Consider the following 17731-nt stretch of genomic DNA (forward strand, 5'->3'; position numbering starts at 1 on the left):
TCACAACCGGGCGGCAGGCGAATGGAATTGACCACCGGGCGGATGAATCCGGATCGGCAGGCGGACGGGGGAGGGCACTGTGGAGGAGTACGCGGGCCGGGTCCTCGCCGACCGCTATCGGCTGCCGCTGCCGCCGTCCGAGGAGTACGACTTCGCGCAGACCACGGCCTTTGACACCTACAGCGGGCAGGAGGTGCTGGTCCGGCAGGTGCCGCTGCCCGAGGTGGTCGAGGCGGAGGTGCTGGACGAGGGCGACGGGTACGGGGGGCGCGGTACCGGTGTCGCGCGGACCGACAGCGGCGCGCTGCGCACCTCCTCCGATCCGGCGGTCCGGCGCGCCATCGAGGCGGCGCAGGCCGCCGCGCAGCTTCCCGACCATCCGCTGCTCGACCAGGTCTTCGATGTGTTCGCGGAGGGCGGTTCGCTGTGGGTGGTCAGTGAGGTGGTGGCAGCGCGGCCGCTCGCCGCGCTGCTCGCCGACCGGACGCTGTCGCCGTACCGTGCGGCGGAGGTCGCGGCCGATGTGCTGACCGCGATGCGGGCGCTGCACGCGCATGGCTGGGTGCATCGCAACATCACCGCGCACACGGTCCTGGTCTGCGACGACGGGCGGACCCTGCTCACCGGTCTCGCCGCCGGTGCCGCCGAGGAGGCCCTCTGCGGCTACGACCCCCGCCCCGAGCCCGAGCCCCTCGCGCAAGCCGAGCCGGACGACCAGGAGCACACCGGTGACGGCGCGTCCGTGGTCGGTGCCACGGGTGGTCTGGGGGACGCGGACCGGCAGCGGTACGGGGCGCGGTACGGGCTTCCCGGGGTGCCGGCGGGCGGCCGGGCGGAGGCCGAGCGGGGTGCCGAGCGGCCGCTCGCCGAGCGTCAACGCGCCCTGGGGACAGGGGAGTCCGACCCCCGTGGCGGTACCGGTCCCACCGATGCCCGGGCGGCCCGCGCCGGTGCCATCGCCGCGTACCGGGCCGGTACCAGGGCGGCGGCCGCGGCCCGGATCACCGGGGAGCGGTCCGGGGAGCGGGAGGCGTCGCGGGACGGCGAGCACAGCGGGGACAGGTCCGCTCCGGATTCGTCGGAGCTGTCTGAGCTGCCCGGTCAGTACACCGAACCGCCCGACACCGCACCCGAGTTGTCCACCCGCTCCGGCCAACTCACCACCCACACACCGGCGTTGCCCGCCCAGGCCGACGAACCATTGGGCTTAACACCGGAGTTGCCCGCAGGCGCCACCGACCTGACCAGCACCCCCGACACCCCCGACACCCCCGCCCCCGGTGCCGCGTTCGGGCAGATCGCCGATCCGTATGGGGTGCGGCCGCCGTATGCCTCCGCGCCGTGGCAGGCCGGGGTGCCGCGTCAGGCAGATGCGTCCGCGGTTCCCGGTGGGGAAGCCGGGCCGTCGTCGGGGCGGGATGCCGTGGACGAAGGGGAGGGGCAACGGGGCACGAGCTGGGGGGAGTTGGTGGAGCAGGGGGCCGCTCCGGTCCGTGGGCCGGGGACGGCGCTGGCCGCGGAGCGTGCCCGGCACGCCAGGATGGCCGTGATCGGGCCGGTCACCGAACGCTGGGCGCCCGAGCAGGCCGGACCGGTGCACCAGAACTGGCAGTTGGCCGCGCCGGTGGGCCCGGCGACCGATCTGTGGGCCCTGGGTGCGCTCCTCTTCCGTGCGGTGCAGGGCCATGCGCCCTACCCGGAGGACAGCGCCGCCGAGTTGGTGCAGATGGTGTGTGCGGAGCCGCCCGCTTTCGCCGAGGAGTGCGGGCCGCTGCGGCCGGTGGTGGAGTCGCTGCTGCGCCAGGACCCCACGGAGCGGCCCGACTTCGAGGAGTTGCGCGGCTGGCTGCGGTCCCTGGTGCGGTCCGCGCCGGAGCCGGAGGCCGGTACCAACGTGGTGACGGCGCCGCCGCTGGAGCCCGGTCCGGGCGGTACCGGCAGGCTGCCGGTGGTGCGGCGCCGCGGTGAACTCGCCCGCAAGCGCCGGGAGTCGCTGCCCGCCGCCGCCCATGGCCGGCACAAGCGGTCCGGTGGTTCGCCCCGTCCGCGGCGGCTGGGCCGGTTGCTGCTGCTGGTGGTCCTGCTGGGCCTGGCGGCGGCCGTGGCGTACGCGATGCTGTTCATGCCCAAGGCGGGTGAGGGTGGGGCCGGGGCCAGGCCGGTGCCGGGGCATTCGTCCGACGCGGGCAGCGTGCCGGGGTCGGGGCAGGACGAGGGTCCGGGGAAGAGCGGTTCGCAGCAGCCGCAGACCACCGGGCCGGGGCTTCCCGACGGGTATGTGCTGCGGCGGGACGCGGCCGGTTTCCGGATCGCCGTCCCCAAGGGCTGGACCCGGCACGGCAAGAACTCCCAGGGTCAAGTGGTGTACGGCAAGGGCCGGTTCGAGCTGATCGTGGTGCCGGGCCGGGACTCCGCCGGTGACATGGGCCGCGACCCGATGACGTATCAGCAGGAGAAGGAGCCGGAGTTGCGGCCGTTCCGGGACTCCAGTTGGGCCACGTCCGGTGGGCGGCGCCGGATCGATGTGGGGGAACGGGCCATGGCGGAGGGGCAGTTCACCTGGCAGGGCGACAACGGCTATGTCTTCGCGCGGAACGTGGCGATGCTGATCGGGGGGCGGTACCACGTGGTGCAGGTGCGTGGTCCCGATGCGGAGCGTGACGAGGTCACCTCGGTGTACCAGCAGGCCTCCGGCAGCTACCAGCCGACCTCCTGAAACGCCGACCGCGACCGGCCGCCGCCCCCTTCGCGCGCAACTCGGCGCGCCGTAAAGCCCGTTGGTGTTTCCGGCGGCTGTTGACCCTGCGGAGTCGGGCGGATACCCAGTGCTGCCGCGCGTCACAAGGCGGTACGGGTTGCACCCCCAAGTGTTCCGCGCCGTGGGCGCGCTCCCTAGGCTGGTGGCGCCAAGACCATTGCGGGGGAACGTGAATCAGATGAAGGGCCAGCTCCTCGCCGGACGCTACCGCCTCGGTGAGACGATCGGCCGGGGCGGTATGGGCCGGGTGTGGCAGGCGCATGACGAGGTGCTGCACCGTGCCGTCGCCGTCAAGGAGCTGACGGCCGCCCAGTTCGTCGCGGATTCCGATCGCGGTGTGCTGCTCGCCCGTACCCGGGCCGAGGCGCGGGCCGCGGCCCGGATCAGCCATCCCGCCGTCGTCACCGTGCACGATGTGCTGGAGCACGACGAACGGCCTTGGATCGTCATGGAGTTGGTGGTCGGCCGGTCGCTGGCCGACGCCGTGAAGGGGGACGGGCCGCTGGATCCGCGGGAGGCGGCCCGGATCGGTCTGTGGGTGCTGCGGGCGCTGCGCGCCGCCCACACCGCCGGGGTGCTGCACCGCGACGTCAAGCCGGGCAACGTACTGCTCGCCGAGGACGGCCGGGTGCTGCTCACCGACTTCGGTATCGCCCAGGTCGAGGGCGACACCACGCTCACCAAGACCGGTGAGGTCGTCGGCTCGGTCGACTATCTGGCGCCGGAGCGGGTCCGCGGCGCCGACCCGGGGCCCGCCTCCGATCTGTGGGCGCTGGGCGCCACCCTGTACACCGCGGTCGACGGCCGTTCCCCGTTCCGCCGCACCACCCCGCTCACCACCATGCAGGCCGTGGTCACCGAGGAGCCCTCGGTGCCGCGGGGGGCGGACGCGCTCGGTCCGGTGATCATGGCGCTGCTGCGGAAGGACCCGGAGGACCGGCCCACCGCGGAGCAGGCCGAGGAGCTGCTCGCGGAGGCCGCCGAGGGGCGCCGCCCGGCCGGTGTCCAGGAGTATCTGCCCACGTCGGAGCACTATGTGCCGACGACGCAGAGCCCGACACCGTTCCCGCCGTACCGGCACCCGGAGCAGGCGGGCGCGGACGGCGGCGCACAGCCGGCCATCCCGGACCAGCACTCCTCGCCCACCGCGAGCACACCCGTCACCCCGCACCGCGCGTACCCGCCGCACACCTACCCGCAGGACGGTTACGGTCCGGGCGAGTATCCGCAGGACGGGTATGTGCACTCCGGGTACGGGGCGGGGGACTCGGGGATGCCGCCCGGGGTGACGCACCCGCAGCAGACCGCCGGGCGTGGGCGGCGGCGCGGCAAGGTGGTGGTGGGTGTGGTGCTGGCGGCGGCCCTGGTCGGCGGCGGCACCGCGGCGGTCGTCATGGCGATGCAGTCCGACCGGCGGAGCAACGACGCGGGCCGGCCCGCCCCCGTCCAGTCCGGCAGTCCCGGCCCGTCCAAGTCCTCCACCTCGGCTCCCCCCATGGGCACCCTCCCCAAGGGCTGGGTGCGGGTGAAGGACGAGAAGGGCTTCAGCCTGCCCATCCCCAAGGGCTGGAAGCGCGAGGTCAACGGCACCCAGATCGACTACTCCCCCGACGACGGCAAGCACTTCGTGCGGATCTCGGTGGACCCCTCGCCGGACTACGACACCGCGTTCGGGCACCAGGTCGACCTGGAGAAGCAGTTGCAGCCGCGGCTGCCGAAGTACCACCGGCTGCGGCTCAACGCCAACTTCTACCGGGACCAGCCCGGTTCGCTGTGGGGGTTCACCTGGGAGGCCGCCGAAGGGGACCCGTTCCCCGGGCCGCGGCGTGCCGTCGAGCAGACCTACTTCTCCCGCGACGGCGTCGAGTACGCCATCTACATGTCCTCCCCGGCCGCCGACTGGCCCACCGCACACAGACAGTTCGAGACGATCCTGCGCGGCTGGCAGCCGTAGGTCCCTCAAGAGGGTGTCCGTGAAGTCCGCCGGTTCTTCGGCCCCGGGCGATCATCTTCGGACAACCCGTGGTCGCCGGGCCCGCGGTTCGCATGTGGAGCGTGACGGGTGGGGCATCATGGCCGCATGGGGACCGACGGGGAGAACGCCCGCGTCGTCGGCGGCCGTTACCGGATCGATGGGCGGCTCGGCCGAGGCGGCATGGGCATCGTGTGGCGCGCCACCGATCTGCTGCTCGGGCGCAGTGTCGCCGTCAAGGAACTCATCCTGGACGACGGCCTCCCCGCCCAGGACGCCCGTACGCAGCGGGAGTTGGCGCTGCGGGAGGCGCGGGCGATCGCCGCGCTGGGGCATCCGCACATCATCGTGGTGCACGATGTGGTCGAGGCCGACGCACGGCCCTGCCTGGTGCTGGAGCTGGTCGACGGCGGCACGCTCGCCGAACGCATCGCGGCGCACGGCCCGTTGGGCCCGGCGGAGACCGCCCGGATCGGGATCGCCCTGCTCGGCGCGCTGGGCCGGGCCCATGGCGCGGGTGTCCTGCACCGCGATCTGAAACCGGAGAACGTACTGCTGGAGCGGGACACCGGCCGGGTCGTCCTCACCGACTTCGGTATCGCCCAGGTCCCCGGCACCACCACCCTCACCGAACGCGGGTCGTTCGTCGGCTCCCCCGAGTACACGGCGCCGGAGCGGATGGCGGGGGAGCGGACCGGGCCCGCGTCCGATCTCTGGTCGCTGGGGGTGCTGCTGTGCACCGCGATCAGCGGCCGCTCCCCGTTCCACCGGGAGTCGCTCAGCGGGGTGCTGCACGCGGTCGTCGTGGACGAGATCCGGCCACCGGCGGAGGCCCGGCCCCTGCTCCCGGTGATCAGCGGGTTACTGGAGCGCGACCCGGAGCGGCGGCTGGACGCGGACACCGCGGAGCGGATGCTGCGGCGCTACTACGAGACGGGGCGGATGCCGAGCGCGGCGGCCGGGCACCGCAGTACCACCTTGCAGGACGTGCTGCGGTCCGCGGTCCATCCCCTGCACCCCCTCCAGTCCCTGCTCCCGGACCGCGGCGCTCCACCGGAGGCAGACCCGGAGACCGGGGCTCCGGAGGTCCCGCCTCCGCCGCCGCCCCCGTCCGTGGCCCCGGCGCCCCGCCCCCGCCCGCCCCGCCGCGCTCCGGACGGCCCGGGTGACGCGGGTGGTGGCCGTGGCCGGTCCGGTGGCCGCGGTGGTGAGGCGGGGGACGGTGAGGGGCCGCGCCGCGGTGGCGCCGCGCACGGTTCCCCGGCGGATCCTCCGCAGCTCGACCGCGGGCCCTCCGGCCACCCCCCGGTCGACCCGCCGGTACGGCCCGCGGGCCCGCCGCCGCCCCGTCGTCCCGGCACCCCGGCGCCCGCCCCCGACGGGAACGCCGGCGAGGACCACGCCTGACCGGCCCGCCGGCACACGCCTCCACGGGTCCCGGCCCCCAGTGGCCCAGCTCACTCGCTACGGACCGGTATGTCACGGTGCTGCATCCGAGCCGGGCACGGCTGGAAGCGGATGGCCGGGATCCGTCAGGATGGGCGCATGACGAACCCCGGGGGACAGCCGTACGAGCCGACCAGCTATGAGCTGCGGCCGCCGCAGGCCCCGTCCCACCCGCCGCAGGCTCCGGCCGGCCCGCCGGTACCGCCGCAGCAGACCGTCCCGTACCAGCAGGCTGACGCGTACCAGCCGACGCAGGCCGCTTCCGTCCCGCCGGACGAGGGGCAGGGGCGGGTGCTCGGTGGGCGCTACCAACTGCTGTCGCGGCTCGGGCACGGCGGGATGGGCACGGTGTGGCGGGCCCGGGACCTGGTGGTGGAGCGGGAGGTCGCGGTCAAGGAGCCACGGCTGCCGGACCAGCTCGGGGACGCCGAGCGGCAGACCGCCTACGAGCGGATGCAGCGGGAGGCGCGGGCCGCCGCCCGGATCGACCATCCGTCCGTGGTGACCATGCACGACGTGGTGGTGGAGGGCGGCAAGCCGTGGGTGGTGATGGAGCTGGTGCACGGCCAGTCGCTGGCCGACCGGCTCCGGGAGGGCACGCTCGATCCGCGGGAGGCGGCCCGGGTCGGCCTCGCGGTGCTGGGCGCGCTGACCGCCGCGCACGAGGCGGGGGTGCTGCACCGCGACGTCAAGCCGGACAACGTGCTGCTGGGCCGCGGTGAGCGGGTGGTGCTGACGGACTTCGGGATCGCCCAGGTCGAGGGTGAGCAGGGGCTGACGGAGACCGGGGGTTTTGTCGGCTCCCCGGAGTTCATCGCCCCGGAGCGGGTGCTGGGGCGGCGGCCGGGGCCGGCCTCCGACCTGTGGTCACTGGGCGTGGTGCTGTATGTGGCGGCGGAGGGCGTCTCGCCGTTCCGCCGCAGCAACTCCCCGGCCACCCTCCAGTCGGTGCTGAACTCCACGCCCGCGGCGCCGGCCGCCGCGCAGGGTCCGCTGGCCGACGCGATCAACGGGCTGCTGGCGAAGGACCCGGCGCAGCGCCCGGACGCGGCGCGGGTGCGGGCCCTGCTGGAGGAGGCGGCGCGGCCCCCGCAGCCCACCCGGGTGGTGCGGGTCGCCGGGCCGGGCGGTGGCGGGGTGCGCATCGGCCGCAAGACGTTGCTGGTCACGGCCGCGGTGGTGGCGGCCGCGGTGGCGGTGGGGGTGCTGGTGGTGACCGATCCGTTCTCGGGGCCGCTGCCCGACGACTGGTCGGAGCACCACCTCGGCGGGAAGATCGGCGCCACCCTGCCCGCACCCTCCGGTTTCGAACGGGTCAAGCCGGAGGAGGCCACCGACGGCACCACCGAGTCCTACGAGGATCCGAGCGGCCTGGTGTCGATCACGCTGAACGTGGCCCGCAAGGCGGAGGACCAGGACGGGCACATCCAGGACACCGCCTCGGCACAGGCCTTCGCCGACTGGCGCGAGTGGAAGGACGGCGACTACACCACCCATATCGAGGAGAAGCCGGCGCCCGAGGGGGAGCCGAAGGAGACCCAGTTCGACGGTCATGAGGCCGCGGAGAACACCGTCCTCTACACCAGCAGCAAGGACCTCAACCATCCGCGGGTGCGGGAGGCGCGGGTGCTCTACTACCGCAACTCCAAGGGCGATATGTACCGGCTGTGGGTCGACTACCCGGGCAAGGGGGAGTTCGCCGCGGAGGGCCGGGAGATGGCGAGGACCGCGGTGGCGAATCTGAAGATCGACGCGATGTGAGACCCCGCCGGTGGAGCGGAGCCCGAGCCTTCGGGCGGCGTCCGCCGTACTCCCTTGTGTGGGTGACAACGCGCTGATCAGGCCGTTCGTTGCCAGTGAACGCTGGCGGTGTGTGAGCGGATGGTGAAACCCTGTTACCCACGGGTACCCAAATGTTCCGAGGGCGCCTACGCTCACGCCCATGACGGACTCGCAGGCCCCCGCCTCCCGCCCCACCGGTACCAATCCGCTCGCCGCCGCCCCGGCCGGCGTCCGCACCGCCGCCGATGTGGTCACCCCCGAGCTGGTCGCCCAGCTCACCAGGGATGTCGCCGGCTCCGGCCGTACCGCGAACCACACGCCGTTCACCGGGGAGAAGCTGGCCGACCTGCCCGAGTCCACCCCCGAGGACGTGGCCGCGGCGTTCGCGCGGGCGCGGGCCGCGCAGCCCGCCTGGGCCGCCACCCCGGTCCGCCACCGGGCCGCGGTGCTGCTCCGCTTCCATGACCTGGTGCTGGCCCGGCAGGCCGAGGTGCTCGACCTGATCCAGTTGGAGACCGGAAAGGCCCGGCTGCACGCCCATGAGGAGGTGCAGTCCGTCGCCGTCGCCGCCCGCCACTACGGGCGCCGGGCCCCCGCCTATCTGCGGCCTCGCCGTCACACCGGCGCCGTGCCCACCCTCACCAAGGTCACCGAGCTGCGCCAGCCGCGCGGGGTCGTCGGCCAGATCGCGCCCTGGAACTACCCGCTGGAGCTGTCCGTCGGGGACGCCCTGCCGGGCCTGGTCGCCGGCAACGCGCTGGTGATGAAGCCGGACACGGAGACCGCGCTGACCGCGCTCTGGGCGCGCGACCTGCTGGTCGAGGCGGGCCTGCCGCCCGAGGTGTTCCAGGTGGTACTGGGTGAAGGCCCGGTCGTGGGGCCCGAGTTGGTGAAGCACGCCGACTATGTCTCGTTCACCGGCTCCACCCGCACCGGCCGCGAGGTCGCCCAGGGCGCCGCCGCCCGCCTGGTCGGCGTCTCCCTCGAACTCGGCGGCAAGAACGCCATGTTGGTCCTGCACGATGCGGACATCGAGAAGGCGGCGGCCGGCGCGGTCCGCGCCTGCTTCTCCTCCGCGGGCCAGCTCTGCATCTCCATCGAGCGGCTCTACGTCCATGAGTCGATCGCCGACGCCTTCCTGGAGCGCTTCGTGGCCCGCACCCGCGCGATGCGCCTGGGCAACTCCCTCGCCTACGGCGCCGACATGGGCTCCCTGGTCGGCGAACGCCAACTGGCCGCCGTCGTCCGGCATGTGGACGACGCCGTGGCGAAGGGCGCCGAGGTCCTCGCCGGCGGCACCGCCCGCCCCGACATCGGCCCCTACTTCTACGAGCCGACCATCCTCGACGGGGTCGGCGAGCCGATGGCGGTGTGCGGCGAGGAGACCTTCGGCCCGGTCGTCTCCGTCTACCGCTTCACGGACGAGGACGAGGCCGTCGAGCGCGCCAACTCCACTGCCTACGGCCTGAATTCCTCGGTGTGGACCAGGGACGGCCGCCGTGGCCGCGCCGTCGCCGCCCGGCTGCGCACCGGTACCGTCAACGTCAACGAGGGCTATGCGCCCGCCTACGGCAGTGTGCAGTCGCCGATGGGCGGCATGAAGGACTCGGGCCTCGGCCGGCGGCACGGCTCCGAGGGCATCCTCAAGTTCACCGAGGCGCAGACCGTCGCCCACCAGCGCCTGATGCCGATGGCCCCGTCCTTCGGTCTGGACGACGCCCGGTACGCCGACCTGATGACCCGCAGTCTCAGGGCGATGAAGGCCTTCCGCCTGCGCTGACCCGGCCCGCCCGCTCACCCGCCCCTACGGAGGTACCCCATGCCCATGGACACCGCCGGCGCGTACGACTACGACGTCATCGTGATCGGCTCCGGCTTCGGCGGCTCCGTCTCCGCCCTGCGCCTCACCGAGAAGGGCTACCGGGTGGGCGTCCTGGAGGCCGGGCGCCGCTTCACCCGCGAGACCCTGCCCCGCACCTCCTGGGACCTGAAGAACTACCTGTGGGCCCCCGCCCTCGGCCTCTACGGCATCCAGCGCATCCATCTGCTGGGCCATGTGATGGTGCTGGCCGGCGCGGGCGTCGGCGGCGGCTCCCTCAACTACGCCAACACTCTCTACAAACCGCCGAACGCCTTCTTCGAGGACCCGCAGTGGTCCCATATCACCGACTGGCAGGGCGAGTTGGAGCCCTACTACGACCAGGCGCGCCGGATGCTCGGGGTGCGGCTGAACCCGACGATGACCCCCTCCGACGTCCATCTGAAGGCGGCCGCCGAGGCGATGGGCGTGGGCGACTCCTTCCATCCGGCGCCCGTCGGGGTGTTCTTCGGCGACGGCGAGGACGCCGACGGCAGCGCCAAGGCGGAGCCGGGCGGGGAGGTCGCCGACCCGTACTTCGGGGGTGCGGGGCCCGCGCGGAAGGCGTGCACCGAGTGCGGTGAGTGCATGACGGGCTGCCGGCACGGTGCGAAGAACACCCTCAACGAGAACTACCTCTACCTCGCGGAGCGGGCCGGCGCCGTCGTCCACCCGCTGACCTCGGTGGTCGCCGTCACCGAGGACAGCCGCGGCGGCTACGCGGTACGGACCCTGCCCACCGACGACCGGCGCAAGGGCCGCGGCCGCACCTTCCGCGCCCCCGAGGTGGTCGTCGCGGCCGGCACCTACGGCACCCAGACCCTGCTGCACCGGATGCGGGACACCGGTCTGCTGCCCCAACTCTCCGTGCGGCTCGGCGAGTTGACCCGTACCAACTCCGAGGCCCTGGTCGGTGCCCAGACCGACAACCGGCGCTACCGCAAGCGGCACGGTGCCCCGCGGGCGGACTTCACCCGCGGGGTGGCGATCACCTCGTCCATCCACCCGGACGCCGACACCCACATCGAACCGGTGCGCTACGGCCGCGGCTCCAACGCGATGGGCGGCCTGACCATCCTCCAGGTGCCGTACCGGGAGGACGGGAAGCGGGTGCGGGCCTGGCTGGGGCATCTGGCGCGGCACCCGGTGCTCGCGGTGCGGATGCTGTCCACCCGGCGCTGGTCGGAGCGGACCATCATCGGCCTGGTGATGCAGTCGCTGGACAACTCGCTGACCACGTACCGCAAGGACAAGGGCCTCGGGAAAGGGCTGCTCACCGCGCGGCAGGGGCACGGTGCGCCCAACCCCGGGCAGATCAGGGCCGCGACGGAGGCGGCCTCGCTGCTGTCCGAGGAGATCAACGGCTTCGCCGGCTCCAACATCGGTGAGCTGATGGGCACTCCGCTCACCGCGCACTTCCTCGGCGGCTGCCCCATCGGCGACAGCGCCGAGACCGGCGTCATCGACCCGTACCACCGCCTCTACGGGCACCCCGGTATCTCGGTGGTGGACGGGGCCGCGGTCACCGCCAACCTGGGCGTCAATCCCTCGCTGACGATCACCGCACAGGCCGAGCGCGCCATGTCGTTCTGGCCGAACAAGGGCGAGCAGGACACCCGCCCGGCACCCGGCGCGGCCTATGAGCGGCTGGCTCCGGTGCCGCCGTCCGCACCCGCGGTGCCCGAGGAGGCGTTCGGCGCGCTGCGGTTGCCGTTCCTCGGGATGCCGTCGATGCCGCCACGGGACACGGAGGACGGTTCGGCCGCTCCGGCGTAGCGGGCGGCGAGTGGAGGCGGGGGACGCGGGAGGACCTGCGCCCCCCTCCGAGCGCAGGTCCCTCAGCGTGTACGCGACGCCGCGCTCGATGCCGCTCAGGCGGCAGGGCGGTGCCACGTTCTGCATTCATGACCTGCCGTCCCCGGCAATGGTTGTCCTGGACCCCCGGGATTTCTTATGTGACCTGTGTCACCCATGTGGGGGATGGGGCGGTAGGCCGGTCCCGGAGCGGGGGGTGACGGGGGACTGTGAAGGGGGAGGGGCCGCCGCGCCAACAGGGGCCGCAGCAGGGGGAGTTGGGTGCCGGCCGGCCCCGGGCGTCCCCGGAGCCGGCCGTTCACCTGGTGACCGGGCTGCTGTCCCCTGCCGTCCGGTCACCGCGTCCGGAGCGAGGTCCCACGACATACGGCACGACCCGTACGTCTCATCGCTCCGGCTGGGAGTTCCACGCGTGGTCCTGGGCCCGCCCCTGGCTGGCACGGACAACGGGACCAACGAAGCCCGCCCGCGCCGGGTCACGCTCCGAGCGGGTGAGACGGCACCCGAACTCAGATACGGCCCCTGCACAGTTCGAGCAGGGACATCGCCAGGGCGGTGCCGGGGCGGCCCAGCGCGTCCCGGTACCGGCTCAGCACCTCCATCTCGCGGGAGAGGCTGACCCGCCGCCCACCGGAGGCGATCCGGGACTCCTGGACGACGGTGGACACCGCGATCCGCTCCTGCATCAGACCGATGATCCGGTCGTCCAGGCTGTCGATCCGCTCACGCGCACCGCTGATCACGTCGGCCGCCTCCGCGGTGTGCGCGCCGGTGCGGTTCAGTACGTCGGACATGCTTCGGGCTCCTCGCCGGTGGCGGCGCCCCGCGGGCCGGACCGGCCCTGCCGTGAAGGTCCGCGAACGCCAGACGCCCCGGGCCTTGCCGGCCCGGGGCGCCTGGTTCAGTTCGCTTGGTGGATCAAGCAGCACGACCATGGCAGCCGGTGGGCCGGTTGCCATAGGTAAAGACGAAGCTCAGGTGCTGGATCACGCGGCCACTATAACCGCACCCGGCTCCCGGCCGGACGCCCCCGGCAGCCCGTTAGACTCGGCCCCATCAACCCCCGCGACGCCCCGCCCCAGCGCAGGGCCGCCGCAGACGTTCAACGCCGGAAGGCCGCCCCCGTGCCATCAGCGCCCCCCGCTGCCGCCCCCGACACCGTCCTGGTGGTCGACTTCGGCGCGCAGTACGCCCAGCTCATCGCCCGTCGCGTCCGCGAGGCCCGGGTCTACAGCGAGATCGTGCCGAGCACCATGCCGGTCGCCGAGATGCTCGCAAAGAACCCGGCGGCGATCATCCTCTCCGGCGGCCCCTCGTCGGTCTACGCGGAGGGCGCCCCCCGCCTCGACCGCACCCTCTTCGAAGCCGGCGTCCCCGTCTTCGGCATGTGCTACGGCTTCCAGCTCATGGCCACCGCCCTCGGCGGCACCGTCGACGACAACGGCGCCCGCGAGTACGGCCGCACCGCGCTGTCCGTGTCCCGCACCGGCTCCACCCTCTTCGAGGGCACCCCCGCCGAGCAGCAGGTGTGGATGTCCCACGGCGACGCCTGCTCCGCCGCCCCCGAGGGCTTCACCGTGACCGCGTCCACCGACGTCGTCCCGGTCGCCGCCTTCGAGAACGACGAGCAGAAGCTGTACGGCGTGCAGTACCACCCCGAGGTGATGCACTCCACCCACGGCCAGCAGGTGCTGGAGCACTTCCTGTACCGCGGCGCGGGCCTCGACCCGTCCTGGACCACCGGCAGCGTCATCGAGGAGCAGGTCGCCGAGATCCGCGCCAAGGTGGGCGACCGCCGCGCCATCTGCGGCCTCTCCGGCGGGGTGGACTCCGCGGTCGCCGCCGCCCTGGTGCAGAAGGCCATCGGCTCCCAACTCACCTGCGTCTACGTCGATCACGGCCTGATGCGCAAGGGCGAGACGGAGCAGGTGGAGAAGGACTTCGTGGCCGCGACCGGCGTCCAGTTGAAGGTGGTCGACGCCTCGGAGCGGTTCCTCGCCGCGCTGAAGGGCGTCTCCGACCCGGAGCAGAAGCGGAAGATCATCGGCCGGGAGTTCATCCGGGTCTTCGAGCAGGCGCAGGCCGAGATCGTTGCCGCGGCGCCGGGCGACCAGCCCGTCGAGTTCCTGGTGCAGGGCACCCTCTACCCGGACGTGGTCGAGTCCGGCGGCGGCACCGGCACCGCCAACATCAAGTCCCACCACAACGTGGGCGGCCTCCCCGAGGACCTTGAGTTCCAACTGGTCGAGCCGCTGCGCAAGTTGTTCAAGGACGAGGTGCGGATGGTGGGCGCCGAGCTGGGCCTGCCCGAGGAGATCGTGCAGCGCCAGCCGTTCCCGGGCCCCGGCCTCGGTATCCGCATCGTCGGCGAGGTCACCGCGGAACGCCTGGACCTGCTGCGGGAGGCGGACGCCATCGCCCGCGAGGAGCTGACCTCGGCCGGTCTCGACCGCGACATCTGGCAGTGCCCGGTGGTCCTCCTCGCCGATGTCCGCAGCGTCGGCGTCCAGGGCGACGGCCGCACCTACGGCCACCCGATCGTGCTGCGCCCCGTCTCCTCCGAGGACGCCATGACGGCGGACTGGTCCCGTCTGCCCTACGAGGTCCTGGCGAAGATCTCCACCCGCATCACCAACGAGGTCTCCGAGGTGAACCGGGTCGTCCTGGACGTCACCAGCAAGCCGCCGGGCACCATCGAGTGGGAGTGACCACCTCGCTCTCCCGCTGAGGCGCCGTCCACCCCCGGGTGGACGGCGCCTCCCGTGCTACCCGGGACCGACTCCCCTCTCCACCCACAACAACCGCCCCCTCGCTCCCGTGAGCCCCCGTGAGCCGTCCATTCTCGGCGACGACCACACCGCTTGTCCGCCCGCGCGGAACACCCGCAGGGTCCGTAGGGTCGGCCCCAAGGCGCCGGTCCACCGGCCCGGCACGGAAGGCGGCACCCCGCACATGGCACCTGGCGAACGCGCAGCCGCCAAACCGAAACCCACCGGTCGACCAGCCGAACGCCCTCCGGCCGTACGGCAGTTGACCGCCACCCTGGCCCGGCTCCGCACCCCGGCGGGAGCCCTGCTGCCGCTACGCCTCTTCCTCGGCGCCACCTTCACTACGCCGGACTCGACAAGCTCACCGACCGCGCCTTCCTCACCGCCTCCGGCCCCGAATCCCTCGGCGACCTGATGCACTCCGTACGCGGCACCGCGGCCGTACCCGCCCTGGTCGACCTCGCCCTGAGCAGCCCCACCGCCTTCGGCTACGCCCTCGCCCTCGGCGAACTCGCCGCAGGCATCGGCACGTTGCTCGGCCTCCGCGCCCGCCTCGCCGCCACCACCGGAGCCCTGATCTCTCTGGCCCTCTGGCTCACCGTGAGCTGGCCCACCACGCCCTACTACTACGGCAACGACCTTGCGTACCTGATCGCTTGGCTCCCCCTGGCGCTGGCCGGCACGCCGTACCTGTCGGTGGACGCATGGCTCGCGAGGAGGCGGCGCGGGGATCCGAACGGCACGGCCTACAGGTAGGGCCACCCCAGGTCCTCCGCCGCCCACTCCCGGAACGTTCCCGCCAGGCGCATACAGTTCGGGGAGTCGCGGTCCGGGGAGGGGAAGACGTACACCTCCCCCGTCGCCGGGTCGAGCACGATCGCGCCCTCCTCCTCGACCTCGTCCGTCTCGTCGGTACGGAAGTCGATCAGGATGCCGCGCTCCGTGGCGATCTCGTAGGTGTGCTTGAGGCCGGCGTTCAGCTCGTCGTAGGCGGCCTGCGCCTCCGCCCGCGACCAGTAGTCCGCGACGAAGTCGTCGGACATCTCCCACCAGGTGCCCGGGCCCTCGGAGAGCTTGTCCCACACCCGGCCCAGCGTCGTGTGGAACGGCCTGAACTCCTCGGGGGTCACCACCCCCGCTCCCCCCAGGACGCGGAGGAACTCGCGTAGTTCGTCGGGCAGTTGGGCACCGCCACGCCGCTCGCACTCCGCGATCTGGTCCTCGGTCAGCGGGGCGGCCCCGAAGTCCGGGGGCAGATCCTCGATGACCCTCGGGGCCAAGTCCCCGAGGAGACCGGTCAGGTACTCGCGCTGTGCCGCGTTCAACTCGCTCACGGTGTCCGTGTCCCCCTGCTTCCCCGCCGTCGGCGGATCGTGTGGCCAACCGTGCCGGTGACGCCGGCCAGGCACAAGCCGCCCAGGACCAAGGGGATCATCACGTACCAGGGGATCTGCCAGTGGTCGGCCGCGTCGCCTGCGTAGAGGACGCCCGCCGCCGTCAGGGCCGCGCCCGCGACCAGTTTGCCGGGCTGGAAGTCATGCCGCAGCACGCTTCACCTCCGCCTGTCCGAGGCCCACCTCAAGGGTGAGGTCGACCGTGCCGCCGTGGGTGCCCGCCGGTGCCGGCAGGGTCGTTCCGCGGTCCCGTCCCGGGGCCACGTCCACATCGTGCGGGTCGTCCCGCGGCAGCCGGACGTCACCCAGCCCGACCTGGGCCCGCACCCGCACCAGCGCGTCATGCGGCACGATCACCACCAGCCGCCCCGCACCCACCCGGACATGCGTGGTGACCGTCCCGTCCTCGGCCAGCTTCAGCCCGTGCAGGTCCAGGGTGCCGACGCCGCTGCCCAACTCGTAGCGCTCCCGCACCTGGGAGGCGGCGGCCGGGCTCCAGTCGGCGCGCATCCAGTCGGCGGTGATGTTCTCCGGCAGCAGCGAAGCCCCCGTCAGCAGTACCGCCGTGAACACCGCGAGCATCATCGAACCGGCCCCGGTACGACCCAGCAGCGAACTCACCGCGATCCCCAGGCCGAACACCCCCAGCGCGCACGCCAGTCCGAGTTGGAGGCTCGTCGCCATCGGCCACTCGCGCCAGGTCAGCCCCGCCCCCAGCCCCCCAGCGAGCAGCGCCAGCAGAAACGTCCAGCCCCCCAGCGCCCGCGGTCGCGGAGGCCGCGGCTCCTGCGTCCAGGGCCAGCCGCCCGTGCAGGACGCCGCCCCCGGGCCACCGCCCGGCCTGCCCGCCCCCGGTCGCCGCACCTCCGACTCGACCCCGGCGTCCGCGGGCCCCCACAGATAGCCGGTACCGGACCGGAGGCCCGCACCGGCATCCCGGCCCGCCGGGTCCCGCCACCAGGAGCCCACCCGGTCCGGCCGCGGCGGGGCCTTCGCCTCCGGCGGGGCGTCGGCCGCGGCCTGCGCCGCCAGCGGGTCCTCGTGCTCGGCGCCCCGCTGCCGCGACCAGTACCCGGCGCCCGCCAGCAGCACCGCCACCGTGCCGCCGAAGGACAGCACATCCCCGTTGTTCAGCATCGACAGAAACAGCCCGCAGCCCACCAGCGCACACAGCACCGCGGTGAGCGCCGCCCCGTCGACCCGGCCCGACAGCAGCCGCCGCGCCTCGTTCTCCTCCTCGCCGTCGAGCGGCACCAGCAGCCAGACGAAGCCGTAGAAGACAAGACCGAGGCCGCCCGTCGCGGAGAGGACGGCCAGCACGATACGGAAGATCACCGGGTCCAGATCGCAGTGCCGCCCCAGACCGGCGCACACCCCGCCGAGCATCCTCTGCCCGGCGTCCCGCCGGAACCGCTCATCCGTCATACGCCCATGGTGACCGCCCGCCGCACCCCGCGGCAGCCGGGACGACCCTGGCCCGACCCTGAGATTTCCCCGGCCGGGCACCGGGCCCGACACTGGGCCGCGCAGCTCAGGGACAGCTCAGGGGCGGACCCTGATGCTCCCGCCGTGGCCGCGTGTGACCATCGGTGCCATGCCCGACGCCGCCACCGCGCCCACCGACGAGCCGCGCCCCCCGCGCAAGCTGTACCGCAGCAGCGACGGCCGCTGGCTCGGCGGCGTGGCCCGCGGCCTGGCCGGGCACCTGGGGCTGCCCGTGGTCTGGGTCCGCGTCATCTTCCTCGGCCTCTTCCTCGCCGACGGCCTCGGCGCCCTGCTCTACGCCGCGTTCTGGTTCTTCGTGCCGCTCGGCGTCGGCGGCGTCGGCGGCATGGGCGGTTGCGGTGGCGCTGGTCTCGGTCACGAGCACCGGAGTCTACGGGCGGCTCCGCGGCGCCCACCAACCGGTTTCCGGGCCACCCGCCCGCGGCGTCCAGA

Annotated in this window: 12 protein-coding genes and 1 pseudogene; 9 read left to right on the forward strand and 4 right to left on the reverse strand. The window is 73.4% G+C overall.

The window, feature by feature from the left end:
• The first annotated feature begins 79 nt into the window (after nt 1–79).
• The 6 genes from ACFVST_RS04730 to ACFVST_RS04755 all read left to right on the forward strand — a co-directional run bounded on the left by ACFVST_RS04730 (nt 80) and on the right by ACFVST_RS04755 (nt 11592).
• Entirely contained in the window at nt 80–2716 is a 2637-nt protein-coding gene (locus ACFVST_RS04730; protein WP_390146873.1) for a protein kinase, read from the forward strand.
• A 220-nt stretch (nt 2717–2936) separates the two neighbouring features.
• Nucleotides 2937–4712 carry a serine/threonine-protein kinase gene (locus tag ACFVST_RS04735; protein WP_390146875.1) on the forward strand — a complete coding sequence of 592 codons (1776 nt, stop codon included), beginning with the start codon at nt 2937–2939 and terminating at the stop codon, nt 4710–4712.
• Nucleotides 4713–4838: 126 nt separating this feature from the next.
• Nucleotides 4839–6137 carry a serine/threonine-protein kinase gene (locus ACFVST_RS04740; protein WP_390146877.1) on the forward strand — a complete coding sequence of 433 codons (1299 nt, stop codon included), beginning with the start codon at nt 4839–4841 and terminating at the stop codon, nt 6135–6137.
• 138 nt (nt 6138–6275) lie between these two features.
• Nucleotides 6276–7937, forward strand: a complete 1662-nt coding sequence (locus tag ACFVST_RS04745; protein WP_390146879.1) for a serine/threonine-protein kinase — start codon at nt 6276–6278, stop codon at nt 7935–7937.
• 181 nt (nt 7938–8118) lie between these two features.
• Complete coding sequence (locus tag ACFVST_RS04750) at nt 8119–9738, forward strand: succinic semialdehyde dehydrogenase (RefSeq protein ID WP_390146880.1); 1620 nt, start codon at nt 8119–8121, stop codon at nt 9736–9738.
• 39 nt (nt 9739–9777) lie between these two features.
• Entirely contained in the window at nt 9778–11592 is a 1815-nt protein-coding gene (locus ACFVST_RS04755) for a GMC oxidoreductase (RefSeq protein WP_390146882.1), read from the forward strand.
• A gap of 548 nt (nt 11593–12140) precedes the next feature.
• Here the strand turns inward: ACFVST_RS04755 and ACFVST_RS04760 are convergent.
• Nucleotides 12141–12425, reverse strand: a complete 285-nt coding sequence (locus ACFVST_RS04760; protein ID WP_390146883.1) for a chorismate mutase — start codon at nt 12423–12425, stop codon at nt 12141–12143.
• Nucleotides 12426–12755: 330 nt separating this feature from the next.
• Between ACFVST_RS04760 and guaA the strand changes: the two genes are divergently transcribed.
• Together guaA and ACFVST_RS04770 are read left to right on the forward strand one after the other, a co-directional pair.
• Nucleotides 12756–14339 carry a glutamine-hydrolyzing GMP synthase gene (gene guaA, locus ACFVST_RS04765; RefSeq protein ID WP_390146885.1) on the forward strand — a complete coding sequence of 528 codons (1584 nt, stop codon included), beginning with the start codon at nt 12756–12758 and terminating at the stop codon, nt 14337–14339.
• Nucleotides 14340–14661: 322 nt separating this feature from the next.
• Nucleotides 14662–15155, forward strand: a pseudogene (locus ACFVST_RS04770) (DoxX family protein).
• Here the strand turns inward: ACFVST_RS04770 and ACFVST_RS04775 are convergent.
• From ACFVST_RS04775 to ACFVST_RS04785, 3 genes are read right to left on the reverse strand one after another with little or no spacing between them, the layout of a single operon-like run.
• Nucleotides 15146–15733 carry an SMI1/KNR4 family protein gene (locus ACFVST_RS04775; RefSeq protein ID WP_390146887.1) on the reverse strand — a complete coding sequence of 196 codons (588 nt, stop codon included), beginning with the start codon at nt 15731–15733 and terminating at the stop codon, nt 15146–15148. The pseudogene ACFVST_RS04770 and the gene ACFVST_RS04775 overlap by 10 nt on opposite strands.
• Nucleotides 15730–15948, reverse strand: coding sequence for a hypothetical protein (locus tag ACFVST_RS04780; protein ID WP_390146889.1), 219 nt, complete (start codon nt 15946–15948; stop codon nt 15730–15732). Before ACFVST_RS04780 ends, ACFVST_RS04775 begins: the two co-directional genes overlap by 4 nt.
• Entirely contained in the window at nt 15935–17218 is a 1284-nt protein-coding gene (locus tag ACFVST_RS04785; protein WP_390146890.1) for a PspC domain-containing protein, read from the reverse strand. Before ACFVST_RS04785 ends, ACFVST_RS04780 begins: the two co-directional genes overlap by 14 nt.
• Nucleotides 17219–17387: 169 nt before the next feature.
• Here ACFVST_RS04785 and ACFVST_RS04790 point away from each other — a divergent pair.
• A partial coding sequence (locus ACFVST_RS04790; RefSeq protein WP_390146892.1) for a PspC domain-containing protein occupies nt 17388–17731 on the forward strand: 344 nt, incomplete at its 3' end.

It is taken from the genome of Streptomyces sp. NPDC058045 (assembly GCF_042885635.1).
Classification (GTDB): Bacteria; Actinomycetota; Actinomycetes; order Streptomycetales; family Streptomycetaceae; genus Streptomyces.

Excerpts from the sequence above, each read along its gene's own strand:
- ACFVST_RS04750 (WP_390146880.1), top strand. The coding sequence starts at position 8,119 with ATGACGGACTCGCAGGCCCCCGCCTCCCGCCCCACCGGTACCAATCCG.
- ACFVST_RS04745 (WP_390146879.1), top strand. The coding sequence starts at position 6,276 with ATGACGAACCCCGGGGGACAGCCGTACGAGCCGACCAGCTATGAGCTG.
- ACFVST_RS04735 (WP_390146875.1), top strand. The coding sequence starts at position 2,937 with ATGAAGGGCCAGCTCCTCGCCGGACGCTACCGCCTCGGTGAGACGATC.
- ACFVST_RS04755 (WP_390146882.1), top strand. The coding sequence starts at position 9,778 with ATGCCCATGGACACCGCCGGCGCGTACGACTACGACGTCATCGTGATC.
- ACFVST_RS04785 (WP_390146890.1), bottom strand. The coding sequence starts at position 17,218 with ATGACGGATGAGCGGTTCCGGCGGGACGCCGGGCAGAGGATGCTCGGC.
- ACFVST_RS04760 (WP_390146883.1), bottom strand. The coding sequence starts at position 12,425 with ATGTCCGACGTACTGAACCGCACCGGCGCGCACACCGCGGAGGCGGCC.
- ACFVST_RS04740 (WP_390146877.1), top strand. The coding sequence starts at position 4,839 with ATGGGGACCGACGGGGAGAACGCCCGCGTCGTCGGCGGCCGTTACCGG.